General features: G+C 49.2%; 18 protein-coding genes and 1 other RNA gene. 17 read left to right on the top strand and 2 right to left on the bottom strand.

The window, feature by feature from the left end; all coding sequences use genetic code 11:
• Positions 1 to 8: 8 nt before the first annotated feature.
• The 15 genes from tpiA to EVJ29_RS01530 all read left to right on the top strand — a co-directional run bounded on the left by tpiA (position 9) and on the right by EVJ29_RS01530 (position 15,785).
• Positions 9 to 761, top strand: coding sequence for a triose-phosphate isomerase (gene tpiA / locus EVJ29_RS01460; protein ID WP_070328703.1), 753 nt, complete (start codon positions 9 to 11; stop codon positions 759 to 761).
• Complete coding sequence (gpmI, locus tag EVJ29_RS01465; protein ID WP_071397952.1) at positions 762 to 2,300, top strand: 2,3-bisphosphoglycerate-independent phosphoglycerate mutase; 1,539 nt, start codon at positions 762 to 764, stop codon at positions 2,298 to 2,300.
• A 33-nt stretch (positions 2,301 to 2,333) separates the two neighbouring features.
• Positions 2,334 to 3,635: a phosphopyruvate hydratase gene (gene eno / locus EVJ29_RS01470; protein ID WP_070328705.1), complete on the top strand. Its 1,302-nt coding sequence runs from the start codon at positions 2,334 to 2,336 to the stop codon at positions 3,633 to 3,635.
• Positions 3,636 to 3,936: 301 nt separating this feature from the next.
• The gene (locus EVJ29_RS01475) at positions 3,937 to 4,731 is read left to right on the top strand and encodes a phosphotransferase (RefSeq protein ID WP_131504640.1); all 795 of its coding nucleotides are present in this window, start codon (positions 3,937 to 3,939) and stop codon (positions 4,729 to 4,731) included.
• A gap of 188 nt (positions 4,732 to 4,919) precedes the next feature.
• Entirely contained in the window at positions 4,920 to 5,801 is an 882-nt protein-coding gene (galU, locus tag EVJ29_RS01480) for a UTP--glucose-1-phosphate uridylyltransferase GalU (RefSeq protein ID WP_070328706.1), read from the top strand.
• Positions 5,802 to 5,822: 21 nt separating this feature from the next.
• Complete coding sequence (locus EVJ29_RS01485) at positions 5,823 to 7,031, top strand: glycosyltransferase family 4 protein (RefSeq protein ID WP_236633381.1); 1,209 nt, start codon at positions 5,823 to 5,825, stop codon at positions 7,029 to 7,031.
• Positions 7,028 to 8,365 (top strand): glycosyltransferase, encoded by a 1,338-nt coding sequence (locus EVJ29_RS01490; protein ID WP_070328708.1) that lies wholly within the window; start codon positions 7,028 to 7,030, stop codon positions 8,363 to 8,365. The genes EVJ29_RS01485 and EVJ29_RS01490 overlap by 4 nt, the downstream gene beginning before the upstream one ends.
• 55 nt (positions 8,366 to 8,420) lie before the next feature.
• Entirely contained in the window at positions 8,421 to 9,308 is an 888-nt protein-coding gene (locus tag EVJ29_RS01495; protein ID WP_167615727.1) for a YitT family protein, read from the top strand.
• 73 nt (positions 9,309 to 9,381) lie between these two features.
• Positions 9,382 to 9,606, top strand: coding sequence for a preprotein translocase subunit SecG (gene secG / locus EVJ29_RS01500; RefSeq protein WP_012726902.1), 225 nt, complete (start codon positions 9,382 to 9,384; stop codon positions 9,604 to 9,606).
• A gap of 102 nt (positions 9,607 to 9,708) precedes the next feature.
• Positions 9,709 to 10,449, top strand: a complete 741-nt coding sequence (locus tag EVJ29_RS01505) for an alpha/beta hydrolase (protein ID WP_070328793.1) — start codon at positions 9,709 to 9,711, stop codon at positions 10,447 to 10,449.
• Positions 10,450 to 10,465: 16 nt separating this feature from the next.
• On the top strand, positions 10,466 to 12,880 hold the full coding sequence (gene rnr / locus EVJ29_RS01510; protein ID WP_131504642.1) for a ribonuclease R: 2,415 nt from the start codon (positions 10,466 to 10,468) through the stop codon (positions 12,878 to 12,880).
• Positions 12,881 to 12,928: 48 nt separating this feature from the next.
• Positions 12,929 to 13,399, top strand: a complete 471-nt coding sequence (smpB, locus tag EVJ29_RS01515; RefSeq protein WP_070328710.1) for an SsrA-binding protein SmpB — start codon at positions 12,929 to 12,931, stop codon at positions 13,397 to 13,399.
• 49 nt (positions 13,400 to 13,448) lie between these two features.
• Positions 13,449 to 13,804, top strand: a transfer-messenger RNA (tmRNA) gene (ssrA, locus tag EVJ29_RS01520).
• A 127-nt stretch (positions 13,805 to 13,931) separates the two neighbouring features.
• A complete protein-coding gene (locus EVJ29_RS01525) occupies positions 13,932 to 14,087 on the top strand; it encodes an alcohol dehydrogenase (RefSeq protein ID WP_131504643.1) in 156 nt (51 codons plus the stop codon).
• Positions 14,088 to 14,639: 552 nt separating this feature from the next.
• Complete coding sequence (locus EVJ29_RS01530; protein WP_131504644.1) at positions 14,640 to 15,785, top strand: hypothetical protein; 1,146 nt, start codon at positions 14,640 to 14,642, stop codon at positions 15,783 to 15,785.
• Positions 15,786 to 15,897: 112 nt separating this feature from the next.
• Here the strand turns inward: EVJ29_RS01530 and EVJ29_RS01535 are convergent, their stop codons facing one another.
• Positions 15,898 to 16,701: a DUF4393 domain-containing protein gene (locus EVJ29_RS01535; protein ID WP_131504645.1), complete on the bottom strand. Its 804-nt coding sequence runs from the start codon at positions 16,699 to 16,701 to the stop codon at positions 15,898 to 15,900.
• A gap of 243 nt (positions 16,702 to 16,944) precedes the next feature.
• Here EVJ29_RS01535 and EVJ29_RS15670 point away from each other — a divergent pair, with 243 nt between their 5' ends.
• Positions 16,945 to 17,187 carry an HNH endonuclease gene (locus EVJ29_RS15670; RefSeq protein WP_131504646.1) on the top strand — a complete coding sequence of 81 codons (243 nt, stop codon included), beginning with the start codon at positions 16,945 to 16,947 and terminating at the stop codon, positions 17,185 to 17,187.
• Between the two features lie 316 nt (positions 17,188 to 17,503).
• Complete coding sequence (locus EVJ29_RS01545; protein ID WP_131504647.1) at positions 17,504 to 18,040, top strand: hypothetical protein; 537 nt, start codon at positions 17,504 to 17,506, stop codon at positions 18,038 to 18,040.
• 158 nt (positions 18,041 to 18,198) lie between these two features.
• Here the strand turns inward: EVJ29_RS01545 and EVJ29_RS01550 are convergent, their stop codons facing one another.
• Positions 18,199 to 18,405 carry a hypothetical protein gene (locus EVJ29_RS01550; RefSeq protein WP_131504648.1) on the bottom strand — a complete coding sequence of 69 codons (207 nt, stop codon included), beginning with the start codon at positions 18,403 to 18,405 and terminating at the stop codon, positions 18,199 to 18,201.
• Positions 18,406 to 18,654 lie beyond the last annotated feature (249 nt).

Genomic DNA, 18,654 nt, shown 5'->3' on the forward strand with positions numbered 1-18,654 from the left:
GATTATCGATGCGTAAACCGATTATTGCAGGTAACTGGAAAATGAATAAAACACTCTCGGAAGCGGTCGCTTTCGTAGAGGAAGTTAAAAACAATATCCCGTCAACGGACAAAGTTGACGCGGCGATTGGTGCACCAGCAGTATTCTTGGCCCCAATGGTAGAAGCGGCTAAAGGATCGAACTTAAAGCTTAGTGCGCAAAACATGTACGACAAAGACAGCGGGGCATACACAGGTGAAACGAGCCCGGCGATGATCGCCAACCTCGGCGTCACTTACGTCATCCTTGGACATTCAGAGCGCCGTGAATACTTCGGCGAGTCAGATGCGTTCATCAACAGCAAAACGAAAAAAGCGTTCGAACACGGTCTTACGCCAATCGTTTGTGTCGGTGAAACACTTGACGAGCGCGAAGGCGGCAAGTTCGAAGAAGTCATCAAGACGCAAGTCGAAGGTGGCCTCGCCGATCTTTCAGCTGACCAAGTCAAACAACTCGTCATCGCGTACGAGCCAGTTTGGGCAATCGGTACTGGCAAATCAGCGGACGAAGCAGATGCGCAAAGCTCATGCAAATACGTTCGCGACGTTGTAAAAGGCCTTTACGGTGAAGACGTAGCGGCTGCGGTTCGCATCCAATACGGCGGTTCAGTCAAACCTGAGAACATCAAGGAGTATATGGCTCAAGAAGACATCGACGGCGCACTCGTCGGCGGTGCTTCACTCGAAGCTGCTTCGTTCCTCAAGTTGTTGGAGGCGATTTAAATGGCAAGACCTGTCGCCCTTATCATCTTAGATGGTTTCGGTATGCGGAACGAAACGTTCGGTAATGCGGTCGCTGCGGCGAACAAACCGAACTTCGACCGTTACTGGGAGACGTATCCACACACGCTGTTAAACGCGCAAGGTGAGTACGTCGGTCTCCCGGAAGGTCAGATGGGCAACTCGGAAGTCGGTCACTTGAACATCGGTGCCGGCCGGGTCGTCTATCAGTCACTTTCACGCGTCAACAACGCCATCAAAGACCGGTCGCTCTTCGACCGTCAAGCGATGAACCATTTGGCGGGACATGTGAAGAAGTATGATTCAAGCCTCCACATCATGGGGCTCGTCTCAGACGGTGGGATCCATTCCCACATCCAGCACATGTTCGCCATCGTCGAGTTCGCGAAACTCCACGGCATTGAAAAAGTATTCATTCACGCTTTCACGGACGGCCGTGACTGTGATCCGAAATCAGGTGCAAGCTTCCTCGAACAGACGGAAGCGAAGCTCGCTGAACTCGGTGTCGGTCAAGTCGCTAGCGTGTCTGGACGTTACTATGCCATGGACCGCGACAACCGTTGGGAACGCGTCGTAAAAGTTTACGACGTCCTCGTCAACGCGAAAGGCGAAGTCGGAACGAATGCGGTCGACGTGCTTAAGCAATCGTACGCAGACGGTTTGACAGATGAGTTCGTCTTGCCGACGGTCATCGAGAAAGACGGTCAACCGGTCGCGACGATCAAAGACAACGACGCGATCATGTTCTTCAACTTCCGTCCGGACCGGGCGATCGAACTCGCGAAAGTGTTCAAAGAGAAGACAGGCTTCAAAGGGTTCGAGCTCTCGAGCGCGCATCCGGAGAACGTCTTGCTCGTCTCGATGACGAAATTCTCGGATGAGATCGATACGGATATCGTCTTCCCGCCGGAAGATTTGAAAAACACGCTCGGCGAAACGCTCGCCGCGCAAGGGTACAAACAGCTCCGCGCAGCGGAAACTGAGAAATACCCGCACGTCACGTTCTTCTTGAACGGACAACAAGAAACACCGTTCGAAGGTGAAGATCGCTTCCTCGTCCCGTCGCCGAAAGTAGCGACGTACGACTTGAAACCGGAAATGAGCGCATACGAGCTCACAGAAGGTCTTCTCGAGCGCATCGAATCAGACACGTACGACGCGTACATCATCAACTACGCGAACCCGGACATGGTCGGCCATTCCGGTATGCTCGAACCAACGAAAAAAGCGGTCGAAGTCGTCGACGAATGCCTCGGTAAAGTAGTGGACGCACTACTCGCCAAAGGCGGCGCGGCGATCATCACGGCGGACCACGGGAACGCTGACCTTGTCACGAACCCGGACGGCTCACCGATGACGGCCCATACGACAGAACCTGTACCGTGTATCGTCACGAAGCCAGGCGTTGAACTGAAACCAGTTATGAAAGGTTCGCTTTGCGACCTCGCGCCGACGCTCTTACACCTCCTCGGAGGAGAGCAACCGGCTGAAATGACCGGTACGTCAATCGTTAAGAAGTAAACTACATTTTCCAAACAAAAAGGAGCGATTTTTATGTCAATGATCACAGAAATTTACGCACGCGAAATTTTGGATTCACGTGGTAACCCAACAATCGAAGTAGAAGTATTCACAGAAGACGGCGGCTTCGGTCGTGCCCTCGTCCCATCAGGCGCATCAACTGGTGAGCACGAAGCAGTAGAGCTTCGCGATGGCGACAAGTCACGTTACCTTGGTAAAGGCGTACTCAAAGCCGTTGCTAACGTAAACGACACAATCGCACCTGAACTCATCGGCTACGATGTCTTCGACCAAAACGCACTCGATGCGAAAATGATCGAGCTCGACGGTACGAAAAACAAAGGTAAACTCGGCGCAAACGCGATCCTCGGTGTCTCAATGGCAGCAGCACACGCAGCAGCAGACGAGCTCGGCCTTCCACTTTACACGTACCTCGGTGGATTCAACGCGAAGACGCTTCCAACTCCAATGATGAACATCATCAACGGTGGTTCGCACGCTGACAACAACGTTGACTTCCAAGAGTTCATGATCATGCCTGTAGGCGCGCCAACGTTCCGCGAAGCGCTCCGCATGGGTGCAGAAGTATTCCACGCCCTCAAATCAGTTCTTTCTGGTATGGGTCTTAACACAGCTGTCGGTGACGAAGGTGGTTTCGCACCAAACCTTAAGTCGAACGAAGAAGCGATCACAGTTATCCTTGAAGCGATCGAAAAAGCTGGTTACAAAGCTGGCGAAGACATCTACCTCGCAATGGACGTTGCATCGTCTGAGTTCTACGACAAGTCAACTGGCAAGTACGAACTCGCTGGCGAAGGCAAGTCAATGACAACTGCTGAGCTCGTAGACTTCTACGCTGAGCTCGTTGACAAGTACCCAATCATCTCAATCGAAGACGGTTGCGACGAAAACGACTGGGACGGCTTCAAATTGCTTACTGACAAAATCGGTCACAAAGTTCAGCTCGTTGGGGATGACCTCTTCGTAACGAACACTGAGAAACTTGCTGAAGGTATCGAAAAAGGCATCTCGAACTCGATCCTCATCAAAGTTAACCAAATCGGTACGCTCACAGAAACATTCGACGCGATCGAAATGGCTAAAAAAGCTGGCTACACAGCAGTTATCTCGCACCGTTCTGGTGAAACAGAAGATGCGACAATCGCTGATATCGCAGTTGCGACAAACGCTGGTCAAATCAAAACAGGTTCACTTTCACGTACAGACCGTATCGCGAAATACAACCAACTTCTCCGCATCGAAGACATGCTCGGCGATGTAGCGAAATACGACGGTATCAAGTCGTTCTACAACCTCAAAAACCTCAAAAAATAATTGATTGTTTCAGGTCCGCCTTATGGCGGGCCTGTTTTTTTGTGGGCATTTTTAACCCGTCCTGGCGGCACCGATGCTTTCTGCAGGCAATCCACGGAGCCTCCTCGCGCTTCGCGCTTGCGGGGTCTCCGCGAGATTGCATTCCTGCAAGAGTCACGGTGCCGCTTGGACGGGAGCGAAGGCGCTCTATCGATCATCGGGATAAACATCGTGACAAGGGAATCGTACTTTTTCTGAGCCCGTTATTTTGTATACTGTAAGGGTCTAGACAACAAGGGGTTCGGGGAAGGGGAGTATAAATATGGATCAATCGGTTGAACGAGAAGAAAGGTTGAGCGGGGGTAACGTTTCTAACGTTCATAAAAAAGGGAATCACGTATATCGCACACAAAAAGAAGGCAGCGGGCGTGTCCATCAGTTGTTGAAACATTTAGAAGTGAAAGGAGTAGAAGGAGTGCCACGCTTCGTTGGAGTTGACGAACGAGGCCGAGAAATTTTGACGTACCTCGTAGGAGAGACGGCAGATTATCCGTTGAAGGAATATATGTGGTCGAACGAGGCACTCCAAGACGCCGCCCGACTGATGCGCCGGTTGCATGACGCGACGGTGGATTTCGAATGGGCGTCTTGGGAACCGCTCGACAATACTCCGAAACCGCTCGAAGTGATTTGTCATAATGACTTCGCTGTCTACAACACGATCTTCGATAAAGAGAAAGTGGCAGGAATCATTGACTTTGACTTGGCGGCGCCAGGGCCTCGCGCTTGGGACATCGTCTACGCGCTCTATACGTTCATTCCGTTGAGCCGTCGCCATCAAGCGGAGTCGGGTGAGGTCGTTCATTATGAGGCAGACCGAGACGATGCAAGTTACAAAAAACGAGTTACATTGTTTTTAGAGGCATATGGTTGGGAAGCGTCGAAAATGGATTTGCTCGACATGATGTTGTTAAGAGTGGAGGCGCTTTGTCTTTTGATGAAACGCAAAGCGGCAGAAGGCGACGTTGCGTTTAAAAAGATGATAGAGGAAGGGCATTACGACCATTATCAAGAAGAGTACCGTTTCATCCAATCGAAAGGGGATAAGTGGTTCTGAGAAATTAGCCAGAGTCTGTACCCGGTCCGGCGGCTCGCTTGCAGAAAGCAGCGGGGGTGCCGGGTGGCTTGTACACACGTATGGACGATCGGAAATGGTCGTGACGCATGTCACGGCCGTTTTGAACGTGCGTGAAAGTCGAATTTTTGGGTATAATCATCTACATAATGATAAAAGGGGATAGGTCCATGAAACGTGTACGCAAAGCCATCATCCCAGCCGCTGGTCTCGGCACGCGCTTCTTGCCGGCGACGAAGGCGATGCCAAAAGAGATGCTCCCGATCGTCAACAAGCCGACGATCCAGTTCATCGTCGAGGAGGCGGTCGCCTCCGGCATCGAGGACATCATCATCGTGACCGGGAAGAACAAACGTGCCATCGAGGACCATTTTGACCGCGCCATCGAGCTCGAACAGAACCTCGAGTCGAAAGGGAAGACGGAGCTGCTCGAGTCGGTCCGCCACTCGTCGAACCTCGCCAACATCCACTACATACGCCAACAGGAGCCGAAAGGGCTCGGCCACGCGATTTGGTGTGCCCGCAAGTTCATCGGCGACGAACCGTTCGCCGTCCTCTTGGGCGATGATATTATCGAGGCGGAAGTGCCGGCGACACGCCAGCTCATCGAGCAGTACGAGATACATGAACGCTCGATCATCGGGGTCCAACGTGTCCCGTATGAAATGACGAATCGATATGGTATAATTGACCCGCTTGCCGTCGAAGGGAAGCTCATCCCGGTGCGGACGTTCGTTGAGAAACCGCCCGCCGGGGAAGCGCCCTCGAACCTCGCCATCCTCGGCCGCTACATTTTGACGCCTGACGTCTTTGAGGCGTTATCGGCCCAAGAAATCGGTACCGGGGGCGAGATTCAATTGACGGACGCCATCGCGCGCTTGAACGAGGCGCAGACGGTGTTCGCCTACGAATTTGACGGACGTCGCTTTGACGTCGGGGAACCGATCGGCTTTATCGAGGCGACGATTGCCTATGCGTTATGCGACCCAGATTTAAAAACCAACGTCCATAAGCTCTTGAAACGGTTCGTGGACGAACTCGAACAACAGTAAGGTGTGTTATTTTTGAAAACAATGTTAATGGTGTGTCAAAACTATTATCCGGAGATCGGCAGCGCCGGCAACCGGATGCAAAATATTACGCATCTCATGAAAGAACGTGGCTACGAGGTCGAGGTCATCACGGCCGCCCCGTCGTATCCGAACTTCAACTTGTATAAAGACGACCGGTTCTGGAACGACACGGAGCTGAACAACCAACCGTTCATCAAGCGGTTGATTACGAAAAAGCGCAAGCATACGTCGAACATGTTGAGCCGGCTCGCCTTGTTCCTCGAACAGATGATCAAAGGTGTCGCCGCCGTCAGAGCACTCGATACGAAACCGGATGTCGTCTTCGCGACGACCCCGTCTTTTTTTATGGCGTTCGTCGGGGTGTATGCGAAGCGAAAACATGGCGTCCCGTTCGTACTCGACGTCCGTGACCTGTGGCCGGAGTCGGTCAAAGGTGTCGGTGTGTTCAAGTACGACTGGATGCTCACGCCCGCGTTTTGGTTCGAGAAGCGGCTCTACAAGTCGGCCGATGCGATCATCATCAACTCGGAAGGCTTCCGTAGCTATTTGCGCCAACGCGGCGTCGACAACGGCATGATCCACTATATGCCGAACTCGATCCGTGTGAGCGAGCGCAACTTGGAGCGGACCGTTCCCGAAGACGACCGGATGGAGATTTTATACGCCGGCAACATGGGGCTCGCCCAGGACGTGTCGCTGTTGCTTGAACTCGCGGAGCGGTTCCGCGACGAGCCACGCGTCCACTTCAAGCTGATCGGTTACGGTTATCGGAAGAACGAATTGAAAGCAACGATTAAAGCCCGCGGGTTCAAGAACTTCCTCTTCCTCGAGGCGATGCCACGGACGGAGGCGTTCCAAGCGATCAAAAATGCTGACGTCGCGTTCGTCAGCCTGATCGACCAAGACGTGTTCGACACGGTCATCCCGGGTAAACTGATTGATTATATGGCGGTCGGCAAACCGATCGTCGCTGCGGTGTCAGGCCATGCGGCGAATGTCATCGAAGCGGCGGAAGTCGGGTATGTGTCACGGAAACGTGACATCGACGAGATTGAACAGTCACTTCGGACATTGCTCGATCGCCCGGACCTGCGCGACAAGTTCGGTGCGAACGGCATCCGTTACGTGAAAGACAACCTGTGCTGGGAAAATAATATACACGTCCTCGACGACGTGATCGAAAAGTTATTGATGGAGGAACAACGATGAAGGTATGTATGTTTGTTTGGAACCACTTTACGAATGACGCCCGTGTCCTTCGCGAATGCTCGGCGCTCGCCGAGGCGGGGTACGAGGTCGATTTGATTGCCTTGCAAGACCCTAAAAATAAAGATCTTCCGGCCGAAGAGATGCGCCCAGAAGGTTTCCGCGTCATCCGCGTGAAACGTCAACCGTCGATTCTCGTCAACGGGATGAAGGCGTTGAAATCAGTCCGGACGTGGGTGTCGGAGAAGAAGACGCGCCAACTCGGGGCTGGACTCGTCGGGGCGGGATTAGTCATCCTCGCGCCACTGACGATGCTCGGTCTCGGCGCGGCAGCGGGTGCGATTTTGCTCCCGCCGGTCCGTAAAAACATCGTCAACGCGAGCGCAATGCTCGAGATGGTGTTCGCCTCGACGAAGAAGTCGTACGACTTCTATCACGCGAACGACTTGAACACGCTCCCGCAGGCGTTGATCGCCGGCAAACTCGTCAATAAAGGCAAGATCGTCTACGACTCGCATGAGGTCCAGACCGACCGGACCGGTTACGGCTACATTCAAAGTAACCTTGAGGGCTGGTTGTTGCCATACGTCGATTCGATGATGGTCGAGAACCATACGCGTGCGGCGCACAACGAAGAGTTGTACGGTTTCTATCCGTACGTGCTCCATAACTATCCGTTCTACCGTCCGCTCGACTTCTCGCTCCGGAAAGACTTGCACGCCTTGCTCGACTTGCCGCAAGATGAGAAGATCTTGCTCTATCAAGGCGGCGTCCAAGCGGGACGTGGTCTCGAACAACTCGTCTTGGCAGCGAAAGACTTTAAAGAAGGCACGCTCGTCATGATCGGCGATGGGAAACTGAAGCCGGTCATCAAACAGATGATCGAGGACGAAGGCGTCAGTGACCGCGTCAAGATGATTGATAAAGTACCGGTCGAGGCGTTACCGTACTACACGATGAACGCATATCTCGGTTTCCAAGTGTTGAACAACGTCTGCTTCAACCACTACTCGGCGTCATCGAACAAGCTGTTCGAATACTTGATGGCCGAAGTGCCGGTCGTGTCGTGTGACTTCCCTGAGATCGAACGTGTCGTCGCCGGCAACGACGTCGGTGTCGTCGTCGACTCACACGATCCACAATCAATCGCGGAAGGCGTCAACCGCCTGCTCGAAGATCAAGAACTTTACGCCCGTGTCAAAGAGAACACGAAGACGGCGCGTGAGAAATATAACTGGGATTTGGAAAAAGAGGCACTCTTGAACGTCTACGAAAACGTCGCAGACCGCAAGTTGCCGATTATGAAAGACGGTGCGCCAAAGCCAGTACAACGTTAAGACTGCGGCTTTTGCCGCGGTCTTTTTTATATGCAAAATGGAAAGGGGATTTTTTATGAAACGTCAGCAACAACATCTTTTGCGTCAACAAGTTTGGCAAAAACTCCAATCGATCTCATTGAAGGACATCGCCTGGATCATCGCCGGGTCGTTCATCCTCGCCTTCGGGGTCAACTACTTCACCGTCCCGAACGCCTTCTCGGAAGGCGGCCTGCTCGGGGTCACGATCATCTTGTACTACTTGTTCGGTTGGGACCTCGGCATCACGTCGATCATCGGGAACGGCCTGTTGTTCATCGTCGGCTATAAGTTGCTCGACCGCCGGACGATGGTCTATTCGGTCGTCGCCGTCGTCGCGACGTCGTTCTTCCTCAGCTTGACCCATAACTGGGGCAGCCCGGCCGAGGATAAACTGCTCGCGGCGATTTATGCCGGGATCTTGATCGGTGTCGGCATCGGCATGGTGCTCCGCGTCGGCGGGACGACCGGGGGCGGGGTCATCATCGCCCGGCTCATGGAACGCTATCTCCACATGAGCGTCGCCGTCTCGATGTTCATCATCGACGTCATCGTCGTCGGGGCGTCGGGCTTCTTCCTCGGGGAACAAGTCGTGCTCTATACGCTCATCGCCATCATCATCGGCTCGTGGGTCATCGACCTCGTCGCCGAAGGGTTGAACATCCGGAAAGCCGTCACAATCATCAGCGACAAGCACGAAGAGCTCGCTGCCGTCTTGACGGAGACGCTCGGCCGCTCAGCGACGATCATCCACGGTCACGGCCATTATTCGAAGCAAGATAAGAACATGTTGTACATGATCGTCGACAAGCGCCAAGTCGGTCCGCTCAAGAAAATCGTCGAAGTGACCGACCCTCGTGCGTTCGTCGTCATCCACCAAGTGAAAGAAGTGATCGGGGAAGGGTTCAGCTACCCATCCCGTTAATTTGAAAGCTGGCGTTTTTATCACAACTTCTATATAATAAGAAGCGTGTAAAAAGAAGGAGGAACTGACTATTATGCAAACGATCGCTACAATCAGCCTGCTCGTCGTGGCTGTTTTATTGATTGTCGTCGTACTGCTCATGTCAGGTCGGTCGCAAGGTCTTGGGGCGATTGCAGGTGGCGCGGAGCAGTTGTTCGGCCGCCAGAAAGCACGCGGCTTTGACGCTGTTTTGAACCGAACTGCAGCTGTACTAGGCACATTGTTTTTCATTTTAGGATTACTAGTCGCATCACTATGATGAAAGGCTGATCGTTCTCGGTTTTTACGTGAGGCGGTCAGCTTTTGTTTTTTTGCATTATTTTTTGGGAATAATGGAATGTATGAGGAGTTGACTTGGACGATGAAAGTGAGTGCACCGAAACCGTTCTTCTTCGAAGGCGGACCACGTGCCGTGTTAATGTTGCATGGCTTTACAGGATCGAGCGCGGACGTCCGCATGCTCGGTCGTTTCCTACAAAAAGAAGGCTACACGTGCATGGGACCCCAGTACCGGGGACATGGCGTCCCACCAGAAGAGTTGCTCGAATTTGGACCGAACGACTGGTGGCAGGACGTCCAAGACGCCTACCAAGCGTTGAAAGACAAAGGCTACGACGAAATCGTCGTCTGTGGCCTATCGCTCGGCGGCGTCATGTCGCTCCGTCTCGCTTCAGAAGCGAGCGTCAAAGGTGTCGTGCCGATGTGCGCACCGACTGAAATCGATGCCGAGGACCGATTGTATAAAGGAGTCCAGGCATACGCCCGAGAATATAAATCAAGGGAAGACAAATCGACCGAACAAATCGAACGGGAGATGGCGGACTTCAAACCGATGCCGACACTCACCGATTTACGTGCGTTCGTCGAGGAGACGACGTCTCGGCTCGAAGATATCTTCGTACCGGCGCTCGTCATCCAAGGAGCGAAAGACCGCATGGTCGATCCTCAATCTGCACACGAGATCTACGAGGCGATCAACGCGTTCCAAAAAGAACTGCTCATGTACGAGCATTCGGGACACGTGATCACCCTCGACAAAGAAAAAGAGAAACTGCACCAGGACGTGCTCGATTTTCTCGAAACGTTAGACTGGTCAGTGTGAAAAAGGAGGTGTCACGTTGAATTTACGTGACCAACTACTAGAAATCATCCAGGCAAGCGACAAAGCGCTGACTGTAGACCAATTGACCGAGCGTCTTGCGCTCGAGTCGACGGATGCCTTTAAAGAGCTCATCCGCACCTTGAACGAACTTGAAGCGGAAGGCTTGATCGGCCGGACGCGGACGAACCGTTACGGCACGCTCGCCGTGCTCGGCCAAGCGGCCGGGATCATTTCGATCCACCAACGCGGCTTCGGCTTCTTGTCGGTCGAAGGCGAGACAGAAGACGTGTTCTTGCCACCGGACCAATTGAAAGACGTCTATCACGGCGATACGATTCTCGTCAAAAAACGCGAGGATAACCGTGGCAAGACAGAAGGCGTGTTGCTCAAAGTATTGAAGCGCGGCCTATCTGAATTTGTCGGGACGTACACGCTCCCGAGCGGTCGCCTTGACCAGTTCGCCTTCATTGAACCGGACGACAAACGCATCAACTTCTGGCCGATCGTCAACACGGACAAATCGCTCGGTGCCGTCGAAGGACACAAAGTCGTCGTCCGCATCACGAAGTATCCGGATGGACGTTTCGCCGGAGCGTGTGACGTCGTCCGTATCATCGGACATAAGAACGACCCTGGCGTCGACATCTTGTCGATCGTCTACAAGCACGGCATCCCGACGGAGTTCCCAGAAGACGTCATCGACCAGGCGAACGCCGTTCCTGACGAGGCGGATGAGAAAGACTTCATCGGCCGTGTCGACCTGCGTAACGAGACGATTTTCACGATCGACGGCGAAGACGCCAAAGACTTGGACGATGCCGTCCACGTCAAGAAACTGAACAACGGCAACTATGAACTCGGTGTCCACATCGCCGACGTGTCGCACTACGTCAAGGAAGGCTCACCGCTCGACGTCGAGGCGTTCGAGCGCGGGACGAGTGTGTATCTCGTCGACCGTGTCATCCCGATGTTGCCACACCGCTTGTCGAACGGGATCTGTTCACTCAACCCGCACGTCAACCGCCTGACGCTCAGCTGTGTCATGGAGATCTCTCCGCAAAACGGGAAAGTCGTCAGCCATGAGCTGTTCCCGAGTGTTATCAAGACGACGGAGCGGATGACGTATACGAACGTCCGTGAAATCATCGAACGTGACGACGAGGAGACGCTCGCACGCTACGAGCCGTACATCGGTGAATTCGACCTCATGGCCGAACTTGCGGAAGTACTTCGTGCACGCCGTAACTCGCGCGGTGCCATCAACTTCGACTTCGCCGAGGCGAAAGTCATCGTCGATACGGAAGGGAAAGCAGCCGATATCGTCTTGCGCCCACGCTCGGTCGCCGAGAAGTTGATCGAGGAGTTCATGCTCGCGGCCAACGAGACGGTCGCCGAACACTTCCACAAGATGGACGTCCCGTTCATCTACCGTGTGCACGATAACCCGAAATCAGACAAGCTCGATTTCTTCTTCGACTTCGTCGCCAACTTCGGCGTGCATATCGAACGCTTCAAAGGCCAAAAAGTCGAACCGAAGACGCTTCAGAAGATCTTGAAAGCGATCGAAGGTCAGCCGGAAGAGCCGGTCATCAGCACGATCATGTTGCGCTCGATGCAACAGGCGAAGTATGACGATGTCTCGCTCGGTCACTTCGGTCTTGCGACCGACTTCTATACGCACTTCACGTCGCCGATCCGTCGTTACCCTGACTTGATCGTCCACCGTCTCATGCGGACGTACGCCTTCAACCAGGACTTGTCGGACAAGACGATCGCCAAGTACGAGGAACGTCTCAGTTCGATCGCCGAACAGACGTCGAGACGCGAACGTCGCTCGGTCGACGCTGAACGGGAGACGCAAGCGCTCAAGAAAGCCGAGTACATGGAGTCACGTCTCGGTGAAGAGTTCGACGGTGTCGTCAGCGGCATCACGAACTTCGGGATGTTCATCGAGCTCCCGAACACGATCGAAGGGCTCGTCCGTCTTCAAACGATGGATGATTACTACCACTTCGACGAGTCACAGCTCATGTTGCTCGGCGAGCGGACGAAACGTCAGTTCCGGATCGGTGACTCGGTCCGAGTCAAAGTCGACGCCGTCAACCTAGACGAGCGCACGATCGACTTCACGGTCGTCGGCATGCCTAAACGTGAACAGACACGTCGTCGCCAACCGACGACGATCAAAGCGACGGAAGGTCGTCCGAAGAAAGACGATAAGCGCGGGGGCCGTGGTCGTGACGACAAACGTCCGAAACGCGGTAAGCCAGGCAAGCCTGGACAACCAGGAAAACCGGGCCAAGCGAGCAAGCCGAGTAAGCCAGGCGAGAAGCCGAAATCGTCGCAAGGACGTTCGGCGCTCGATCTGAAGAAACAAGACGGTCAAAAACGAACAGGCGACGCGAAACGCGGAGCGAAGAAACGTCGTTGACGGGAGGGGGAGACCCCTTCCGTAATTTGATATAAAGGACTGAGTAATATGGCCAAGAAGAAAGATTCGAACGCGCTCGCGCAAAACCGAAAAGCGTCCTTCGATTATGCGATCGAAGATACGATTGAAGCCGGCATGGTGTTGACCGGGACCGAGATTAAATCGGTGCGCCAGTCGAAGATCAACATCGCTGACGCGTATGTCCGCTTTGACGGTGGCGAGGCAACGCTTCACAACTGTCATATCAGCCCGTTCGAGCAAGGGAACCGCTTCAATCACGAGCCGCTCCGTATCCGAAAGCTATTGTTGCATAAAAAACAAATCAACCAGCTCATCGGCGCACAAGGCCGGGACGGGTATACGATCATCCCGCTCAAAGTGTATCTCAAGAACGGCTTCGCTAAATGTCTCCTCGGCATCGGGCGCGGGAAGAAGAAGTATGACAAGCGCGATGACTTGAAGAAGAAAGACGCGAAGCGTGACGTCGACCGGGCACTCCGGGACCGGCAAAAATACTGACAGCGAGACCTGATTGTGGTATAGTAGTGATAGTACCAATTACCACCTCGGGGACGTTATGGATTCGACGGGGGTAGGTCGGTCGTATGTGGCGTGTCGAGGGGTCGGCCTCGTTAAAACGCAAACGCCTATAACTGGCAAAACTAACACACAACTCGCAGCAGCCTAAGTGCCCTGCGGATCCTGACATCCATCGCTTGTGTGGATGACTTTCAGGGTCTCAAACTAAGCAAGCTACGCTTCAACCTCGCCGTCTGAGGGCGCGAAGAAGAGATGAATCAGACTGGATGCGACAACGCCTGTTTATCGGCAGTGTCACATTGAGATCCAATAGATAAACTACACACGTAGAAGCATGCGTTACGATGCCTTCGGACGCGGGTTCGACTCCCGCCGTCTCCATTTTTAAGCAGTCTACAGTGACTGCAATCAATGATTTTTAATGAAGACCTTCTAATTTCATTGAGATTAGAAGGTCTTTTGATGTTAATGGAGCAAGTCAATCACAATGAAATGAAAGCAGGTGAATAGAATGGGAAAATATCAATTAGATCATAAAAGTAAAGTAGCTGCTGCAAAGTATCAAGACGGTAAAAAACCAGCTGTGTCGAATAAAAAAGATAAGATCAACCAGCTTCGAGAAGCATATTTGCAGAAGCAAAAAGATAAGCAACAATCTGGTGAATGATTAGACAGTTTAGCTGACTTCAGGTGTTCTGTTACAAGAATTTAAGATAAAAGGAGAGGGGTCATCCGTGCGTAGTTTATGCATGGGTGGCCCTCTTCTTGTTTCTTCATTTGCTGATTAAGTGCAATTTTTTCCTCACCATAAGTTAAATAAATTCACAACAATCGTATCACTGCCGTCTTAGATTATGAATATTCTGAGTGAGGTTGTTATAAGATCTCCGATGATGAGTGTGCTCAACCGCATGAGTCATCACATAGTTTTATTTTAAGGGATGGCGAATCACGAGTCTTCCACTTGGATGCGACAACGCATGGTTATCGACAGCATTATATTTAGACTTAATCGATAAACTATACACGAAGAAGCATGTGTTAACGATGCTTTTGGACGCGGGTTCGACTCCCGCTGTCTCCGTTATTAAAGTAAAAATGCCATAAACACAGAATTACAGAGCTTATAGCACTTTTTATATATAATTTTATAGATATGATTTAAAATAACAGAAATCTGAAGAAAAGAAGGAATACTATGATAAATATTCAATTTCAAATGTCAAATGAAATCAAAGTTAAAATTAATGAAGTGATTTACGAGATTGCAAATACATTCATTGAATTTTTTGAAGACGATGGATTTGATATTATAATGCCAAGCATTTTTCCTCCAAGTTTAGTTCGGGAGAATTTTAGTTCCTGTCAAAATGTAATTTATGATTTAAGAGATTACTCCAAGGACAAATACAAGCATTCTTTAAATCCTTTATATCAATATGCCTTATTTCATTTAATTGATTGGTATATTGATTTAAGTGATAGCAGTGAAGAAATAATCGTAGATACTTCTTCTTTAGAAAATTTAATACCTGAATTCCCAGACGATAAATATTTTATTGATAATCTTCACAATTTAGAAGAGTATAAAGAATTTATGTTTGACGATTGGGATTTTTTACATATTGAGGATTATGTAAAAATTTATTTTGAATTACCTAATTATTTTAATCAATATGGCATTGATTTAAGTGAGTATTTAGATTTAATACCCAAGGACATTGCACGCGAGTATTTAGAATTAGAAAAAAATAAAGGGACCACAAATAATCGAAAAGAGAAAATAGTACGCACAATTTATGAGGCTATAGTGACTAAAGAGAAAGATCCTATAAGACTAAAAAATACTAGTGAAACGCAGTTAAGTGATGATATTGCAGACCTTTTGATATCATCACTTAGAGAAGACAAAATAATTGTTGTTAGGGAACAGCCTATGGGTTTTGCGCTCAAGGGTCCTGGGGAGTTAGACTTTTATATTTATTCGAATATTGAGGGGAATGAAGAAATTGCTATCGGTGAAAATAAAGAATGGGGGAACTTTGAAAAGCAAATTAAACAATTGATAGGATATATGAATGAGCGCATAGAGTTTGGTTTTACAATCGTATTCAATAAGTCAACACAACTCAAAACAGTTTTAAATCGTAGAAAAGAATTTTTAAATGATTTTTATATCGAACATGAAAATGTACGATACTTTGAAACTTTGGAGATGATTCTCGACTTTAATGAAATGAGTAACGTTTTAGTAACGAAACACAGACATCCTGAAAGCGAGCAGATTTTTGAACTCTATCACTTTGTTTGTAATGCGTATAGACCAGAAAGGAAAAGTGCTGCAAAACAAGCAAGATTAAAATAGGTATGAAACGATTTATTTGTAACATTGCCAACAAATAAACCGTTTCATAAATTTTTAAATGTTTAAATTTCTCAAAGTATCATTAATATTATATTTACTATTTTCCTAATTATTAGATAATGCAAGATACGAAGGCTATTCCGTATGGCGTTAAACCTGCTGTTCCTTTGTTTAAACTGATTTGTGTAAATACAAATTCTCCAGAGTCTATAGGTAGCATTTGTTCCAGTGAAGAATAGGAAGGATGATTCTCAAAATTTTGATATTTCTCTTGATTATTTTTAGATTTTAATTCGCTTGTAGGATTGAGCATAACTAACCCCAAACGCTCTAATGAAAATAAAGAAAGTTCATTCTCAATTATATCGTCATCAAAAATTAAGGTATTACTATTAAATTCTGTGCCTGTACCATTATCATCTTGAATTCTAATACTAACTAAAGGTACGTGATTTTCTCCAGCAAAAAGCTTTATTAAATTTGCGTCTAAAGGAGATAGGTCTTTCAATACGGAGGAGAATGATGGTTGAACCGAATCATTTTTTCGATTGTCTACAGTTGAAGAAATAAGATTTGCAAACATTTCTCTTAATTCTTCCGAGTCTAATTGATATTTTGATTCTTCAAGAGCTTTTAAAGCTAAGCCTATTTTACTGTCATCACGATTCTCTTCAGGAATTTCATTTGTACCTGATTGTACTTTTTTTTCGAAATCTTTTAGTTGCTGATCGCGCACAATATTAAATTTTATTAAAGGATCAAAGACAGCATGGATTATACCGCTCATCGCTTGTCCTAATAATTTCGCGGGTGGATTAAGAAGTTCTTCTTTAGTTGATTCAGGAATTCCATCAAGAGAAAGATTCATCGATTTCCCATTGTTAGTTTCTTCTAACGAGTTATGACTGACCATCATCGTCGTCCTCCTAAATAATGTAGATTCAACAGTTGTATATAAAATTGATTGGTATTAAGGTTTGAGACTTAGAGTTTTTGCAGAATGGTTTAAGTCTTATAATTATTATACATTTATATCTGGGTTAGGTGTTTATCCTCTTTCGTGGTTACTGTCTATTCCTTTATTTATTCGAAAAGAAGAGTGGATTGAATTCGTACTTCGCTATATCGTCTTTCTAGAAAATACAATAAACGTGATGCGATGGAGCAAATTTTGAGCAAACTCGAGTTTGTCTCGGCCCGGCAATCGCTCGACGAGTTCAAACAAATTTTGCTGAGTCATGGTCATCCCGTCTGTTTTTATTGCACGAAACCGTTGAGACAGACTCACATCGACCACTTCATTCCGTGGTCGTATATGCAGAATGATGTCTTATGGAATTTTGTCCTCGCTTGTCCGACGTGTAATACGAGCAAGAATAATCGAATGGCGAAGGTGGATTAACTTTATGCGTTCGTGGAACGAAATGAAAGCCTGCGAGTGGCAGAGCGGATGGAGACATACAAAAGAGACGAAACTGATTCACTTGTACGAGTATGCGGTGCAAAACGGATTTGAAGCCAATGGGGCACCGAGGGTAAAGGTCTGTGGGATAGGTGATATTCAAAAAATGGGGACCTCAGAAAACTAGAAATGCATTAACCATAAAACTATACCTTTAAATAAAATAAACCCTTCCATAAATTGTCTGATACACTGATAGAAAGAAGCTGAGACACTTTTTTCTGGTGGTACATAGACATTTAGAGGAGGTATCGGTGTGAAGCGCTTTTGGAAATGGGCATTGGCCGGAATTGGAATACTTGTCGTCGGGATAGGAGTGCTCGTTTTTGTGTTCAATCAGTCGATGCAGTCCGACCCGGATGAGGAAGAAAAAGCAATCCAACTCGCTGAGCCGTATGTAGCGGAGCGTTTCGACAATGCCGAATTGACGACAGAGGTTACGTTCGACAACATGGGCAATTTCCCGTTCGAGTATGCGACGACTGCAGTTGATTCCGTGACAGGGACCGAGTTTTTTGTCTACGCGGACGAGACGACAGGGGAAGTCGTCGACACGTTCCTGGCATCGAAATGGGGAAATGACGTGACGGATGTCATCGAGGATTCGGTCATGTCGGCGTTTGGCCGTGATGTCACGTACGATGTTTTTTACGATGAAGTAGCCGTACGACAACTCGACGCTTCGGCGGCGAACCCGCTCGCCTATAAAACGGCCGACGTCGTACCGACAATCCTGGTGACGATCATCGGAAGCCAGCGTCAGGAGACGAGGCACTCGTCCGCACCTGGATGACAGCTCTAAAAGAGAGCGACATGTTACGACATGCGGAGGTTCATGTCGACTATGTTGCTAAAAACGGAGAGATCCTCAATGACGGAACCCTGTTAATTCTATCGTTTTAATGAAAAAACACTTTCTGCAAGCAGGAAGTGTTTTTGTTCGGTTCATTGTCACCACAAGTTAAACAAATCCGCCACGATTGCATCACTGCCATCTTGGAACATGAATAAGCCGAGTGCGATTAACAGAGCTCCGATGATGAGAGTGCCAAACCGCATCAGTCCCTTCGTGTTCTTTTTGAATAGGCCGCGAATCACGAGTCGTCCACCTGGATGCGACAACGCCTGTTTATCGGCAGTGTCATATTGAGGATTCAATACATAAACTAAACACGTAGAACCATGCGTTATGATGCGGGTTCGACTACCGCCGTCTATATAATTATGAAATCCATTGATTTTATTTAGTGACAAAACCCTTGTTGTTTCAAGGATTTTGGAAGTTTTTTTGTTTTAAATAGTATCTTATAACATCAATCGGCTTTGCGTTATTTTATTGGGTCAAACTAGAATCAAAAAGGTCAAAAAGGCATAGGAGATTTTTTCTGAAATATCCAATCTTACCTT

Source organism: Exiguobacterium sp. SH4S7, assembly GCF_004336795.1.
Classification (GTDB): Bacteria; Bacillota; Bacilli; order Exiguobacteriales; family Exiguobacteriaceae; genus Exiguobacterium; species Exiguobacterium aurantiacum_A.

Excerpts from the sequence above, each read along its gene's own strand:
- tpiA (WP_070328703.1), top strand. The coding sequence starts at position 9 with ATGCGTAAACCGATTATTGCAGGTAACTGGAAAATGAATAAAACACTC.
- gpmI (WP_071397952.1), top strand. The coding sequence starts at position 762 with ATGGCAAGACCTGTCGCCCTTATCATCTTAGATGGTTTCGGTATGCGG.
- eno (WP_070328705.1), top strand. The coding sequence starts at position 2,334 with ATGTCAATGATCACAGAAATTTACGCACGCGAAATTTTGGATTCACGT.
- EVJ29_RS01475 (WP_131504640.1), top strand. The coding sequence starts at position 3,937 with ATGGATCAATCGGTTGAACGAGAAGAAAGGTTGAGCGGGGGTAACGTT.
- galU (WP_070328706.1), top strand. The coding sequence starts at position 4,920 with ATGAAACGTGTACGCAAAGCCATCATCCCAGCCGCTGGTCTCGGCACG.
- EVJ29_RS01485 (WP_236633381.1), top strand. The coding sequence starts at position 5,823 with ATGTTAATGGTGTGTCAAAACTATTATCCGGAGATCGGCAGCGCCGGC.
- EVJ29_RS01490 (WP_070328708.1), top strand. The coding sequence starts at position 7,028 with ATGAAGGTATGTATGTTTGTTTGGAACCACTTTACGAATGACGCCCGT.
- EVJ29_RS01495 (WP_167615727.1), top strand. The coding sequence starts at position 8,421 with ATGAAACGTCAGCAACAACATCTTTTGCGTCAACAAGTTTGGCAAAAA.
- secG (WP_012726902.1), top strand. The coding sequence starts at position 9,382 with ATGCAAACGATCGCTACAATCAGCCTGCTCGTCGTGGCTGTTTTATTG.
- EVJ29_RS01505 (WP_070328793.1), top strand. The coding sequence starts at position 9,709 with ATGAAAGTGAGTGCACCGAAACCGTTCTTCTTCGAAGGCGGACCACGT.
- smpB (WP_070328710.1), top strand. The coding sequence starts at position 12,929 with ATGGCCAAGAAGAAAGATTCGAACGCGCTCGCGCAAAACCGAAAAGCG.
- EVJ29_RS01525 (WP_131504643.1), top strand. The coding sequence starts at position 13,932 with ATGGGAAAATATCAATTAGATCATAAAAGTAAAGTAGCTGCTGCAAAG.
- EVJ29_RS01530 (WP_131504644.1), top strand. The coding sequence starts at position 14,640 with ATGTCAAATGAAATCAAAGTTAAAATTAATGAAGTGATTTACGAGATT.
- EVJ29_RS01535 (WP_131504645.1), bottom strand. The coding sequence starts at position 16,701 with ATGATGGTCAGTCATAACTCGTTAGAAGAAACTAACAATGGGAAATCG.
- EVJ29_RS15670 (WP_131504646.1), top strand. The coding sequence starts at position 16,945 with ATGGAGCAAATTTTGAGCAAACTCGAGTTTGTCTCGGCCCGGCAATCG.